Annotated in this window: 8 protein-coding genes and 1 pseudogene; 1 reads left to right on the top strand and 8 read right to left on the bottom strand. The window is 73.2% G+C overall.

What is annotated here, in order from left to right:
• Positions 1-192: 192 nt before the first annotated feature.
• The 7 genes from BL254_RS19985 to BL254_RS19955 all read right to left on the bottom strand — a co-directional run bounded on the left by BL254_RS19985 (position 193) and on the right by BL254_RS19955 (position 12220).
• On the bottom strand, positions 193-3285 hold the full coding sequence (locus tag BL254_RS19985; RefSeq protein ID WP_076844544.1) for a LuxR family transcriptional regulator: 3093 nt from the start codon (positions 3283-3285) through the stop codon (positions 193-195).
• A 274-nt stretch (positions 3286-3559) separates the two neighbouring features.
• Positions 3560-5797: an ABC transporter ATP-binding protein gene (locus BL254_RS25345; protein WP_083731240.1), complete on the bottom strand. Its 2238-nt coding sequence runs from the start codon at positions 5795-5797 to the stop codon at positions 3560-3562.
• A 116-nt stretch (positions 5798-5913) separates the two neighbouring features.
• A complete protein-coding gene (locus BL254_RS19970; RefSeq protein WP_083731235.1) occupies positions 5914-6810 on the bottom strand; it encodes an ABC transporter permease in 897 nt (298 codons plus the stop codon).
• Positions 6811-6817: 7 nt separating this feature from the next.
• The gene (locus BL254_RS19965; protein WP_047224357.1) at positions 6818-7768 is read right to left on the bottom strand and encodes an ABC transporter permease subunit; all 951 of its coding nucleotides are present in this window, start codon (positions 7766-7768) and stop codon (positions 6818-6820) included.
• A gap of 115 nt (positions 7769-7883) precedes the next feature.
• Positions 7884-9539, bottom strand: a complete 1656-nt coding sequence (locus BL254_RS19960; protein ID WP_047224343.1) for an ABC transporter substrate-binding protein — start codon at positions 9537-9539, stop codon at positions 7884-7886.
• Positions 9540-9744: 205 nt separating this feature from the next.
• Positions 9745-9825, bottom strand: coding sequence for a putative leader peptide (locus BL254_RS29610; protein ID WP_371391025.1), 81 nt, complete (start codon positions 9823-9825; stop codon positions 9745-9747).
• Between the two features lie 871 nt (positions 9826-10696).
• The gene (locus tag BL254_RS19955; protein ID WP_076844542.1) at positions 10697-12220 is read right to left on the bottom strand and encodes an MFS transporter; all 1524 of its coding nucleotides are present in this window, start codon (positions 12218-12220) and stop codon (positions 10697-10699) included.
• Between the two features lie 253 nt (positions 12221-12473).
• Here BL254_RS19955 and BL254_RS19950 point away from each other — a divergent pair.
• Positions 12474-13118 (top strand): annotated as a pseudogene (locus tag BL254_RS19950) (TetR/AcrR family transcriptional regulator); the annotation flags it as partial.
• Positions 13119-13153: 35 nt separating this feature from the next.
• On the opposite strand, the gene BL254_RS19945 reads toward BL254_RS19950, so the two are convergent.
• Positions 13154-14065, bottom strand: a complete 912-nt coding sequence (locus BL254_RS19945; RefSeq protein WP_076844540.1) for a thioesterase II family protein — start codon at positions 14063-14065, stop codon at positions 13154-13156.
• Between the last annotated feature and the right edge of the window lie 51 nt (positions 14066-14116).

Raw genomic sequence — 14116 nt, 5'->3', positions numbered from 1 at the left:
TGGCACGATCGGCCTGGTCGTGCTCGCCTCCTGGCAGCCCTCTCCCGGCGGCCCTCTCCCGGCGGTGGGCGCGGAGCGTCGGGGTGAATCCGGCGTCGTAACGGGTCGTCCTGTGCCTGGCTCTGCCCCCGCCCGGCCGGGTAAACCCGCTCCGGGCCCGCTCCGCGCCCGCCCAGCTCGGGTTTACCCGGCTCAGACGTGCAGGATCACCGGGAGGTCCGCGCGCCCGCTGACCCGCAGCTTGCGGTAGGCGCGGGTGAGGTGCTGCTCGACGGTGCTGACCGTGATGTAGAGCTTCTTGGCGATCTCACGGTTCGTCCGGCCGGAGGCGGCGAGCATCGCGACCTGCAGTTCGGCGGCCGACAGCGTCGCGACGGCCCCGCCGTAACCGGAGGCGTCCTCCCCGCCGCGGTCGGTCAGCCGCAGCCGCAGCGGCTCGGCGCCGCACTCCTGCGCGAGCTGCACGGCCCGACGGGTGATCATTCGGGCCTTGGTCAGCTCGCCGGCGCGCCGGTGGGCGTCACTGAGATCCGCCAGCGCATAGGCCAGTTGCAGCCGGTCACCGCGTTCCTGGAGGATGTCGACGGCTGTCAGCAGCACCGCGGGGCGTTCCCGGGGCTCCAGGGTGGCGGCCAGCGCGCGCAGCCCCATCCCGCGCATCCGGGCGCCGCCGGGACGGGTCAGATGCTCCTCGGCGAGCGCCCGGCCCTCGGCGGCCCGGCCCAGGCGCGCCAGGGTGAGCGCCGCCTCGACCCGCCACGGCACGAACGACGGCAGGTCGATCTCCCAGGCGGTCATCAGACGCCCGCAGGTCAGCAGGTCGTCGAGCGCGGCGTGCAGCCGTCCGGACGCCAGTCGTTGCTGGCCACGCGCGTAGAGGTACTGCAGGCCGAAACGGGTCTGGAACATCGCGTCCGGGATCGGCGCGGCGACCTGGTCGGCGATGTGGTCGCCGGCCTGATCATGGGAGTGATCGCAGGACTGGTCGCGGGCCTGGTCGACGAGGTTGCAGCCGGTGACCGTCGAGGCCATGATCAACGCCGACAGCGGCCGGCCGACGCCGACCCCCCACGTCCACGCGGGGATGAGCGTCAGCGCCTCCCGGGCGTGACGCTGCGCCGCCGGCGCGTCGCCCTGGTGCACCGCGATCTCCGCGCGGATGCCCGAGAGCATCGCCTGCCACGTCGGCGCCCGCCGCAGCGCGGCATCGCGCAGGAACTGGTCGCACCAGGGCGCGGCGATGTCGGCACGTTCGGCGTAGACCAGCACGAGCAGCGCCCACTCCAGCGAGCCCAGGGTCATGTCGTCGAGAGGGGTGGCCTGCAGCACCCACTCGGCGGTACGGACCGTGTCCTGGTTGGAGCCGGCGCGCAGGACGTCGGTCAGCGTCGTCACGGACGGCAGCTGGGGGCCGTCGGTGACGGTTGTGGCCACGCTCGGCTCGGCCGTCTTCGGGCACCAGCCGTCCGCGCCGTCGAACGAAGCGACCCTGGCAGACAGCGGCGGATGGTTCGCCTGCAGGTACTCGCGGATGAGGTCGAGGCCGGCCAGCGACTGCGCGTCGAGCCGGTCGCGCCGTGCCTCCATCTGACGCAGGCCCGCGGTCGCGTCGTCCTCACGGCCGTGCCACAGCAGGAGCCTGACCAGTGGGATGGCGTGCTGGTCCGGCAGTTCCCCGGTGAGCAGTGCCGGGACCAGCGGCTCCACGTGCCGCAACGCCGCCCCGGGGTTGATCCGCCACTCGACGCGGGCCCGCAGCAGCGCGACCGTCGCGCGCTGGTCGTCGTCCTGGCAGGCCAGGCCGGCCAGCCGCAGGCACTCCAGGGCACGCCCCGCCTCGTCGCGGCCGAGGGCGGTCACGGCCGCCCGGCACAGGACGTCGAGCCCCCAGGACTCACCGGCGTGCTCCGCCGCGACGAGGTGGACCGCGACATCCTCCGCCGGGGCGCCGCTGCTGTACAACAGCGCGGCGGCACGGCGGTGCAGCGTCGTGTGGGCCGGGCCGTCCAGGTCGGCCAGGACGGCGGCGCGCGCCGCGGCATGCCGGAAACGGCCGGCGCGTAGCACACCGGCGTCCTCAAGGGTGTCGAGGACGCGGGTGGGAATCGGGCCGGCCACCGTCGGGTCGGTGCCGGTCGGACGGGCGCCGGTCGGATAAGTGCCGGTCGGGTCGGTGCCGGTCGGACGGGCGCCGGTCGGACGGGTACCGGTCGGATAGGTGCCGGCCGGGTCGGCGTCGAGCAGCCGTGGGAGCAGGTCTGCCGAACCGGCCTCCTCCAGCACCGCAAGCCCCCGGGCCACCCGCAGCAATGGCTCGCCGCCGCGGCGCAGGCAGGTCAGCACCGCCTTGCCGAACGCCTCACCGGGGGCCGGTCGGGCCGGCTGCCCCGCCGGCACCGGCGTCGGGGCGGAGGTGGCCGGCAGATCCTCGAGCAGCGCCCGCAGCAGGAGCGGGTTACCGCCGGTGAGCTCCCACCAGCCCGGTGCAGCCACACCCGCGGCGGTGGCACCCAGCCGCGGGGTGAGTACCTCGGCCACCCCGCGCACCGACAGCGCGCCGACCCGCAGCCGGTGGCACCGCGGCTGGCGCAGCAGGTCGGTCTGCCAGGTGTTGCGCAGCCGGTCCCCGGCCGGGTCCGCCAGCTCGGTGGCGATCAGCAGCACCCGCTGGGAGCCCAGCCGCCGGCCCAGGTAGATCAGCCCGCGCAGCGAGGCCGTGTCGACGAGGTGGGTGTCGTCGACGGCGAGCACCACCGGGGCGCGCTCGGAGAGCGTTTGCAACGCGGCCCACAGGTCCTGCAACAGGTGGGGGGACGGGTGGTTGGCGGGGGTGGCATCCCCGGCCGGGCCGTCGGGCAGGCCGGGTGGCACGGCAAAGGCCGTGTCGGGCAACAGGCCGCGTGCGGCGGGGCCGGCGGGCTCAGCGGGCTCGGCGAGGCCGGCGGGCGTGCCGGTGCCGTCCGGCAGGCCGGCCCGTAGGCCGCCGCGGGAGAGCTGGCGCAGGACCCCGAGCGGGAGATCACGCTCCACGCACGATCCGAAGGCCTCCAGCACGGTCGCGCCCGCCCGCGCGGCCCGCGCCATGAAGGTGTGCAGCAGCGCCGTCTTCCCGCTACCCGCTCCCCCGGCGATGACGACCGTCGCGCCCCGGGAGGCGGCACACTCCGCAAACAGCGCATCCAGGCATCGCAGGGCGTCGTCCCGTTCCACCAGGGCGGGAACGGACTCGGTGGAGTGCGCGTCCGGCCATCGCGGCATGATGGCGGACAGAGCTGCGGTACCCATGGTGCTGCGTTTCCTCCGGCTGCGCCGACTTGGCACGCGAGCGACTGCGCTCGTCGCTGACCACTGATCACCGTTGCTGATGTCGTCCGATGGTCCTCAAACTTTCCAACTATTATCACCAAGATAGTGGTTTTGCTCCCCTACCTCGAGATACACCTGTCGGGACATCTCTGCGGAGAGCACGGGCGCCAGGGCCGACAACACCCTCGACAGCGCCGGTCCGGACATCGACAGGCCGGACATCGCCGCGCCGGGTACCGCCGGACGGCCGTCATCATGACACCACGCTCAGGCTGCCCGCGGCCGGCGCCGCGCCCGGGGTGGGCCCGGCGTCCGCTGGGCCGGGCGGCGCGGCGCGCCCGCCGACCGGTCGTGGCACGGCGGCCAGCAGCTGCCTGGTGTAGGCGTGCGCGGGCCGGGCGAACACCGTGGCGACGTCACCGGTCTCCAGCACCTGACCGTCCTTCATCACGATGATCCGGTCGCTGGCGTGGTGGATGACCCCCAGGTCGTGGGAGATGAACAGCAGCGCGACCCCCAGGTCGTGCTGCAGCCCGGCGAGCAGGTCGAGGATCTGCGCCTGGATCGACACGTCGAGGGCGGACACCGGCTCGTCGCAGACGATCAGGTCGGGCCCGGGGGCCAGCGCGCGAGCGATCGCCACCCGCTGCCGCTGCCCGCCCGAGAGCTCCAGCGGGCGGCGGCGCAGCACGTCCGCGGGCAGCCCGACCTGGTCGAGCAGTTCCACGACCCGGGCTCGGCGGGCCGCGCCCCTCGGGGCGCTGGCTCTGGCCGGATCGGCGTCCCTGGTGGGGACGCCACCGATAGCTGGATCGGCGTCCCTCGGGACGCCACCAATGGCTGGATCGGCGTCCCTCGGGACGCCACCAATGGCTACCGCCTCGCCGATGATGCGCTCGACGCGGTAGCGGGGATCGAACGAGCCCAGCGGATCCTGATAGATCGCCTGAATGCGGCGGCGGCGGGCGCGGCGGGCACGCTCTCGCAGCCCGCTCCACGGCTGCCCGGCGAAGTGGACCGTCCCGCTGTCCGGCTCAAGCTGGCCGAGGACGATACGGGCCACGGTCGTCTTCCCCGAGCCGGACTCGCCGACGACACCCAGCGTCTCGCCGGCATGCAGCCGCAACGACACGTCCCGTACGGCGTCCCGCCAAGTGCCGTCCGGGGAGCGAAAACGCCTGGAGACGCCCTCGACCTCCAGCAGCGCCTCGCCGGTGGCTGCCGCGCCCACCCGCGCCCTGGGCGGGATGCCCACCCCGGTCGCGTCACCCGGGGCCGCCGGCCGGGGTGACGCGACCGCGGGACCGAGAGCGGCAGTGGGGACGACGCCGGCGGCACCGGCCGTACCGGAAGTGGCAGCGGCGCCCTCCGTACCAGAAGTGTTCGCCCAGGCCTCCACCGTTGCCGTGGCGTCCGTTGCCGGCCCCGGGGACGGTGCGCCGAACGGCGGCACCTCGACGGACAGGGCCCTGGCCGGCGGCACCTCGGCCGCCAGCCCCTCGACGGACAGCGCCTCGAACGGGTGCCAGCACAGCGCGTCGTGCCGGTGGTGCGCGCCCGCGGGCACGGCACGGGCCGGCAGGCGTTCGCGGCAGCGGTCGTCCGCCCGCGGGCAGYGGTCCGCGTACGGGCATCCCGCCGGCCCCGGCAGCGGGCCGCGGGAGGCGGCGGGAGCGAGCCGGGTGCCCTTGGTATGGGTGACGGGCACGGCGTCGAGCAGCGCCCGGGTGTAGGGATGGCGGGGGTCACCGAGGATCTGTTCGGCCGGGCCGTGTTCGACGATGCGACCGGCGTACATCACCGCGATGTCGTCGGCGAGCCCGCCGACGACGGCGAGGTCGTGACTGATCAGCAGCAGTGCGGCGCCGTCGATCTTGTGTTGCCGCAGCAGGTCGAGCACCTGCGCCTGCACCGTCACGTCCAGCGCCGTGGTCGGCTCGTCGGCCAGCACCAGGGCGGGGCCGGCGGCTATCGCCGAGGCGATGAGCGCCCGCTGGCGCAGCCCGCCGGAGAGCTGGTGGGGGTACTGCCGGGCGCGCCGGGCCGGCTCGGGCACGCCGACGTCGTCGAGCAGCTTCAGCACCCGGGCGTCGATCTCGGCACGGGGAACGACCCGGTGGGTGCGCAGCGCCTCCGCGATCTCGGCGCCGACCGTGCGCAGCGGGTCCAGCGACACCAGCGCGTCCTGGAGCACCAGGCCGATCCGCCGGCCGCGCACGGCCCGCCACCGCGCCTCGGTGAACGCGGCCAGGTCCTCCCCGGCGAAGCGCAGCCGGCGCGCGCCGAGGACGGCGTTCTCACCGGTGAGGCCGACGAGGGTGCGCGCGGTGACGCTCTTGCCCGAGCCGGACTCCCCCACCAGCGCCAGGCAGCGGCCCGCGTCCAGGGTGAACGAGACGTCGCGGACGGCGTGCACCGCCGCGCCGCCGGTGGTGAAGGTGACGTCGAGCCCGTCCACGACCAGCAGGGGCTCCGCCAGCGCCGAATCCACCCTGCCCACCCTGTCCGTCTTATCTGCCTTATTCGTTTTGCGTTCCTTACCCTCTTTGCCCTCCTTGCCTGCCAGGCTGGTACTGTCCGCCGGGCTGATGTCGCCCGCCGGGCCGGTCACGACGTCCTCCCCGCGAAGCGCCGCTGGGCGAACCGGCCGACGATGTTGACCGCGACCACCGTCACGGTGATCGCGAGGCCGGGGAACACCCCGATCCACCACGCGGTCGCCAGGAAGGAACGGCCTTCGGAGAGCATCGCGCCCCATTCCGGTGACGGCGGCCCGGCGCCCAGGCCGAGGAAGCTCAGCCCGGACGCGTAGATCACCGACGTGCCGAAGCCGACGGCGCCGAGGACCAGCAGCGGGCCGAGGGCGTTCGGCAGGACGTGGCGGGCGACGAGCACCGGCCGGGGCAACCCGAGCCCGACCGCCGCCTCGACATACCCGGAGCGGCGGACCACCAGCGCCTCCGCCCGCACGATCCGGGCGTAGCCGGGCACGAAGGCGATCGCGACCGCGAGCATGACGTTCACCGTCCCCGTGCCGAGCACCGTCACCGCCAGCAGGGCCAGCAGCAGGGACGGCAGCGACAGCAGGACGTCGGCGAACCGCATCAGCACCTGGTCGCCCACCCGGCCGGACAGTGCCGCRGCCAGCCCCAGCACCGTGCCGCCGAGCAGCGCGAACGCCGTGGAGCCGACGCCGACCAGCAGCGAGGTGCGGGCGCCGTGCAGCACCCGGGCGAAGACGTCCCGGCCGAGCTGGTCGGTGCCGAACCAGTGCGCGCCGCTGGGTGAGGCCATCGTCTGGGCGAGGTCGGTCTCGTTCGGGGCCCGGCCGGTGAACAGGCCCGGGGCGATCGCGACCAGCGCGAGCAGGACGAGCAGCGCCCCGGCCAGGGCGACGCCGACGCGCGAGAGCCGTCTGCGCCGCCGCGACCGGTTGGCGGCCCGACCGGCCGCGGTCAGGGCCGGGGCCGGACCGGTGAGCAGGCCGGGCTGGGTGGTGGTCACCGTCGGTTCACCCCTTCCTCAGTCGCGGGTCGATGGCGAGGTAGGCGAGGTCCACCACGGTCGAGATCAGCACGAAGACGGAGGCGGAGATCAACACGACACCGATCACCACCGGCATGTCCTTGTTCGACACCGCCTGCAGGGTCAGCGTCCCGATGCCGGGACGGGCGAAGACGACCTCGACCAGCACTGCGCCGCCGAGCAGCGTGCCGGTCAGCCAGCCGGTCAGCGTCACCAGCGACACCGCCGCGTGGCGCAGCGCGTGCCGGAAGCGCACCGCCGTGCGGGTCAGCCCGCGGGCCCGGGCGGTGACCACGAACGGCTGGGCCAGCGCCGTCTCCAGGCCTTCGCGCAGCACCTGCGCGAGCACTCCGGCGACCGGCAGCGCCAGGGTGATCGCGGGCAGGACCAGGGAGGCGAAGCCCTCCGCCCCGGCGACCGGGAAGATCGTCAGCCGGAACGAGAAGAACGTGAGCAGGACGATGCCGAGCCAGTACGACGGCGTGGACACCGCCAGCAGTTCCCAGGCGGAGGCCAGYGCGCGCGGCAGCGGCCGCCCGGCCGTCGTCACCGCGGAGAGCACCGCGACGACGACGGCCAGCACGGCCGCTGCCAGGGCGAGCTGGACGGTCGGCCAGAGCTGACTGTCGATCAGCTCGGCCACGGGACGCTGGAGCTGGTAGGACTCACCGAGGTCCCCCCGCAGCAGATGGCCGAGGTAGGAGGCGTACTGCACCACGACGGGCCGGTCGAACCCGAAGTCCTCGCGGATCTGCGCCCGCACCTCGGCGGAGGCGGTGGTGGACGGCCCGAGCAGCACCGTCACCGGGTCGCCCGGGACGAGCTGCAGCGCCGCGAAGGCGAGCGTCGCCGCCCCGAACAGCACCGCCAGCGCCGCCGCGAGCCGTACCGCTATCCCTCTGACCAGGCTCCCCTTGACCAGGCGCCCTCTGACCAGGCGTCCCCTGGCCAGGCGCCGCCCGGCCAGGGCCTGCCCGGCCGGGTCACCCCCGGCCGGGCCCGCGCTGGCCGGGAGTGTCCCGACCGGCCCCGCGTCCGTCACTTCTCGTCCGTCACTTCTTGTCGGTCCAGACGCCGTGGAACAGCGGCCACGAGCTCGCGTCGAAGGTCACCCCGTGCAGCTGCCTGGAGACCCCGACGACCGTGGTGGGGACGTAGACCGGGACCGACGCGGCAAGGTCGATGACCCGCTTCTGGGTCTTGCCGTAGACGTCGTCACGAATCTTGGTGTCGAGCGTGGCGGCACCGGCGTTGGTCCACTCGTCCAGCTGCGGGTCGCTGATGAACGAGGCGTTCTGGCCACCGGTGGCCGCCGAGCTGGTGCTGTTGAAGAACAGCCGCAGGATGTCGGGCTCGGGCCGCGCCCAGCTGGAGTCCAGGATGTCGAACTCGCCCGCGTAGCCCTTGGTGACGAAGGTGCCGATGTCGAAGGTCGGACGCTGGAGGTCGATACCGATCTTCTTCAGGTCGGCCTGGATCGCCTGGCCGAGGACCTGCCGCTGGTCCTTGATGTACTCGGCGGGCATGAGCGGCCAGACGACGGCCAGCCGCCTGCCGTCCTTGGTGCGGTAGCCCTCGGCGTCCCGCCCGGTCCAGCCCGCCTCGTCGAGCAGCCGGTTGGACAGTGCCTGGTCGAACGGCCAGGTGTTCTCCAGCGACTTGTCATAGGACGGGGTGCTGGGCGCCAACGGGCCCCAGGCCCGCTGGTACTGGCCGAAGTACACGGCCTGGACGTCCTTGCCGAGGTCGATGCCGCGCTGGATCGCGGTACGCACCCGCTGGTCGGTCAGGGGCTCCCGGGTCACGTTGAGGTAGATCTGATAGGTGCCGCCGGCGGCCTGCAGGCGCACCGTGCCCAGCTCCTTGTTCGCCTCGACGGTGGCGACGTTGGCCGGCGGGATCGCGCGGGCGCCGTCRACCTGTCCGCTGGTGAGCACACCCACCCTGGTGGAGTCCTCCGGCAGGACGCGGATGGTCAGCGCGTCCAGGTAGGCCGCCCCCTTGTTCGCGGCGCCGTCGGGTGCCCACCTGTAGTTAGGGTTACGGACGAACTTGACGCTCTGCCCCTTGGTGTACTCGGCCACGGTGAACGGCCCGGTACCGACCTGGGCCGGACCCTCCGTGCACAGTTTGTCCGCATTTTCCTGCAACGTCTTCGGTGAATAGAAACCGAGGTAGGGGGTACTCGCCGCCTGCAGGAACGGCGCCGACGGGGCGGAGAAGCTGATCCTTACGGTGTGCGGGTCGACGACCTCGGTGCCGGTGTAGGTCTTGATGAGCGTCGAGGCGTACCGCGACTTCGTCTTCGGGTCGGCTATGTGGTCGAAGTTGGCCTTCACCGCGTTCGCGTCGAAGGGTGTGCCGTCGGTGAACGTCACGTCGTCGCGGAGCTTGAAGGTGAAGGTCCTGAAGTCGCTGGAGGTCTCCCAGGAGGTGGCCAGCCAGGGGTGGATCTTCTGGTCGGCGTCGAAGAAGAGCAGCGAGTCGACGACGTTGCGCTGGACCTCGGCGGTGATGTCCTGCTGGCTGACGTGGACGTTGTAGCAGACCGGCTCGGTGTCGATGGCGTAGGTCACCGAACCGCCGGCGCTGGGCACGGCCTCACCGGGACTGGACGATCCCCCGCCGGACGACCCGCAGGCGCCCAGCACGAGCGCCGCGGCGACGGTGACGCCGGTGAGGGCGTACGTGGGCCTGACAAAACGCATGGAGCCACTCCGATGTTCTGGGCGGGAGAGAATGCGGCGGGACGGCTGGCATTCCGCGCGGCGGGCCGGTTACGGCGCACGCGGGGCATTTACCGGGACGATGACTTCGTGCTGGGACGACGACTTCGCCGGAAAACGAGGTGGCCACCGGGCCGGCGGCGGCACCGAGCCGCGTGGCCGAACGAAAAAGACGACCGCGTACGGGTCAGTGTGAACAGGTGGCGCTGGAGACGCGCAACAGGTCGATGTGACGCCGCGACGTCAGACGCGACGTCAGAACAGCCATGCCCCGACTGCTGTGACGATGCCCCCGCGACCTCATGCCGGGGACATTAGCCGAGCCCAAACCCGACCGGCGAAAAAGGTCGATGTGATGCTCGCCATATAGGCGTGCCCGACATCCGCCGTCCTGGCAGGCGGCGGTTTCGATAGTTGGTATTCGGATGAATATCGGGGTGCCAGTAGGGGTCGGCTCGGGTTGACTTCAAATCCGGCGCGTGTTAGCTGCGTCCAGCAGAACACGGATGCTGACCCGGTGTTACCGGCCCTGGTGACGCCGGCCCGATGACCGCCGCCGGAATACCGGTACCGGAATACCCACCGGCCGGACTGCCCCGTGGCCGCACAGATACGCGGCGTGCCGGGCGCGCCGGGTACCGGTGGCGGGAGTACCACAGGTGACGCTCCCGCCCAGGTGGCCCTCCCGCCCACGGAACACCGCTCACGCGGCGGCCCGGGCGGCCGTACCGGACAGGCCGGAGCTGTCCCGGAAAAGAACGGCGCTCCGGGAAGAACAAGGCCACGGAAAGAACGAGGCTCCAGGAAACCGTACCGGGGATATCGGCGGCCGTACCGGTATCTCGATACCCGCTGTCCCGTCATCTCGGCGACAGCCCGGCCAGGCGGGGGAAGGGGCACGGGGCCGGTGAACACACCGTCCCGACTGCCACACCGTCCCGACTGCCAGGCAGCGACCGCCGACCATCGACCATCGACCGCCGAGCGGCGCCACCGGCGGGCCGGCCAGCGGCCAGGGCCGGGGCGGGAGAACCGGGCGGAAAAACGAAGCCGTCCCCGCGGGCCAGCCCAGGAGGGCCCGCGGGGACGACAGCTGGGACAGGTCCGGTCGCGGCCCCGTCACCTTGTGTGGGTTGGTGTCACACGGGCTGGTGCTGGGGGTCGGCCGGCTCGCCCGGGGCGGATGCCGGCTGCCCGGCCGGTTGCGCGGCCGGCTGCCCGGCCGGTTGCGCGGCCGGCTGCCCGGCCGGCCGGGGCGTGCGGGCCAGCGCGAGAGCCACCACGGTCCCGGCGGCGCAGATGGCGGCCGACACCCAGCCACCCACCCGCAGCGCGTCCACGACCCCGGTCGCGGTGGCGTCCAGCGATGCCGGCCCGTGCGGACGGGCCGTCACGACCGCGACGATCACGGCCAGCCCCAGCGCGGTGCCGATCTGCTGGAAGGTCGAGGCCAGGGCGTTGGCGACGCCCTGCTCGGCCGGTGCCACCCCGGCGGACGCGGCGACGAACACCGCGGTGAAGGCGACCCCACCGCCGATGCCCCACAGCACCAGGCCGGGCAGCAGGGCCGGGTACGAGCCGTCCACCGACACCCCGGCGGTGACGGCCGCGATGCCGACGCCGCCGACGAACAGGCCCGCGGCCATCGTGGTGCGCAGCCCGTAGCGGGTGAGCAGGGTGACGGCCGCCGCGCCGCCCACCATCGAGATCACGGTGAGCGGGAGGAACGCCAGCCCGGCCTGGAGCGGGCTGAAGTCAAGCACGTTCTGCAGGTATGTCGTGAACAGGTAGTACTCGCCGGCAAGGCTGCCGACGAGCAGCAGCACCGCGAGCATCGCGATCACCAGCGTGCGCTGCCGGAACAGTCGCGGCGGGGCCAGCGGATCCCGGGTACGCAGTTCGACCAGGACGAACCCGGCCAGCAGGACCGCCCCGACGATGATCGAGGAGGTGGTGCGGGCGGCCGTCCAGCCGACCTCCGAGCCGGAGGCCAGGCCGAAGACGACAAGCGCCACACCGGCGGTGGCGATCAGCGCGCCGGGCAGGTCGAAGCCCTTCAGRCCGTGCGCCCGCGGCGGGTCCGCGGGCAGCAGGCGCGAGACGCCCAGCAGGGCCACGGCCGTGAGCGGGACGTTGACGAAGAAGACCGACTCCCAGCCGAACCAGTCGGTGAGCAGCCCGCCGAGCAGGGCCCCGGCGGCGAGCCCGCCGCTGGCCGCCACGCTCCACACCGCCAGGGCCTGGGTGCGTTCGGTTCCCTCCTCGTAGATGGTGTTGATGAGCTTGAGGATCGCCGGGAACAGCAGCGCGCCGCCGATTCCCTGCACCGTCCGCGCGGTGACGAGCACGCCGGGTGTCGACGCCAGCCCGCCGGCCAGGGACGACAGGCCGTATACGAGAAGCGCGACGCTGAAGACGCGGCGCGCCCCGAGCCGGTCGGAGGCACGTCCGCCGAGCAGCAGCAGGCCACCGAAGGCGACGGCGTAGGCGCTGACCACCCACTGTATCGACTGCGAGGTGAAGCCGAGCTCGACGCCGATGTCGGGCAGCGCGACATAAACGATGTTGTAGTCGACGGCGACGATGAACTGCGCGAACGCCAGCAGCGCGAGGGTGAGCCGGGCGCGCTGATAGGGCAGCCCGGGGGCTGCGGGGACAGTCATGGGGCGAGCCCCTTCCTCTTCTTCGGGTTCTTCGGTTCTTCGGGTTCCTCGAGGCGACGGCTGACACGGGGGACCAGCCCGGACGGACGACGTGACGCGGGCGGCGCAGGGTGCGGCGACGTGGGGCGACGTGGGGCGAGGACCGTCCGGGCCAACTGACGCGACAGTACGATGTTCAAAGACTACACGGCTATCAAAGTTTGGCCGCAGTGCAGGAGACAGGCGCTGTAAACTGCCAACGGTGGAAGATCGCATGCTTCGGCGCCGTGACCGGCTACGCGCCGAGACGGTCCGCGAGATCAAGGCGATCGCACTGCGCCATATGGCCGACGGTGGCGCGGCAGCGCTGTCGCTGCGGGCGATCGCCCGCGAGATGGGCATGACCGCGGGCGCGCTGTACAGCTACTACGACACCCGCGACGACATGATCACCGCGCTGGTGACCGACATCTACACCTCGGTGGCGCGGCGCCTGGAGGCCGTCCGGGCCGCGGCGCCCGCCGACGATCCCGGCGCCGCCCTGGTCGCGGTGGCGATGGCCTACCGCGAGTGGGCCGTCACCAACCCGCAGGAGTACCAGCTCCTCTACGGTAGCCCCATCCCGGGCTACCGCTTCCCGACCGAGGGTGACGCGTCCTCGGCGGAGCAGCAGGCGTGCGGCGTGCTGCTGCGCCTGGTGGAGACCGCCTGGCCGGGCCTGCGGGAGCGGATGTCCGCGCCCGGGGCGGACCTGGACGGCACGGGCGCTGGCACGGACGACTACGACTGGTCCGACTTCACCCCGCCGTTCGCCGCGCTGGCCCGCGCGGCGGTCCCGGGCCTGCCGCCGGCGGCCGTCGCGCTGTCGCTACGGATCTGGGGTCGGCTGCACGGGCTACTGGCACTCGAGATCAACGGGCACCTGCGGCCCCACGTGGCGGACCCGGCGACGCTCTACCGCGCCGAGGTGCGCGAGCTCGCCGCCTGGCTGGGGGGCTCCGGCACAGCGGGAGCCGGCACAGCAGGCCCTGGCACGGCGGACGCCGGTACCGCGGGGGCCCGCGCCGCCAGCTCGGCGCGGATGGCCGCGATGACCGGCCCGGGGTCCTCGGCCAGGTAGAAATGCCCGCCGGGGAAGACCCGCAGGTCGAACCCGGCGGTGGTGTGCTCCCGCCAGGCCTGTGCCTCGTCGAGGGTGACCTGTGGGTCGGCGTCGCCGGTGAACACCGTGACCGGGCAGGGGAGCACCGCGCCCGGCTGCGACCGGTAGGTCTCGACCGCGGTGTAGTCGGCGCGGATCGCCGGCAGGATCATCCGCAGGATCTCCTCGTCGCCGAGCAGCCGGGGGTCGGTGCCGGCGAGCTGGCGCAGCTCGGCGACGATGCCGGCGTCGTCCCGGCGGTGGACGTCCTGCCGCTGGCGGTACCTCGACGGCGCGCGGCGGCCGGAGGCGATCAGGCACACCGGGCCGTCCTGCCCGCGGGCCCGCAGGCGCAGGGCGACCTCGAAGGCCACGACGGCGCCCATGCTGTGCCCGAAGAACGTCAGCGGCTCGCCGGCCCACGGCCGCAGGGCCGTGGCGATCCCCTCGGCGAGCCCGGCGATGCTGGTGACCGCCGGCTCGCCGAGGCGGTCCTGGCGGCCGGGGTACTGGACGGCGAGCACGTCGACGCCGCGCCGGCCCGGGCCGGCCGGCGCGGACAGCTCCTGGGACAGCGGGAAGAAAAAGGGCGCCGAGCCGCCCGCGTGCGGGAAGCAGACCAGCCGCCCGGCGGGATCCGCCACCGGATGAAACCGCCGTATCCACAGATCGGCACCGGTACCGCTGCCGGTACCGTCGCCGGCACTCACCCCGGGTCGCGTCATGACGACTGGTGTCCTTTCCTGCCGGCGGCCGGCCGGGCCGGCGGATGACGC

The sequence above is a fragment of the Protofrankia sp. BMG5.30 genome (assembly GCF_001983005.1).
Taxonomy (GTDB): domain Bacteria; phylum Actinomycetota; class Actinomycetes; order Frankiales; family Frankiaceae; genus Protofrankia; species Protofrankia coriariae.
This window is presented reverse-complemented; position numbering and strand designations above follow the sequence as displayed.

Coding starts and splice junctions, on each gene's coding strand:
- BL254_RS19985 (WP_076844544.1), bottom strand. CDS start 3,285: ATGGGTACCGCAGCTCTGTCCGCCATCATGCCGCGATGGCCGGACGCG.
- BL254_RS29610 (WP_371391025.1), bottom strand. CDS start 9,825: ATGGCTGTTCTGACGTCGCGTCTGACGTCGCGGCGTCACATCGACCTG.
- BL254_RS19945 (WP_076844540.1), bottom strand. CDS start 14,065: ATGACGCGACCCGGGGTGAGTGCCGGCGACGGTACCGGCAGCGGTACC.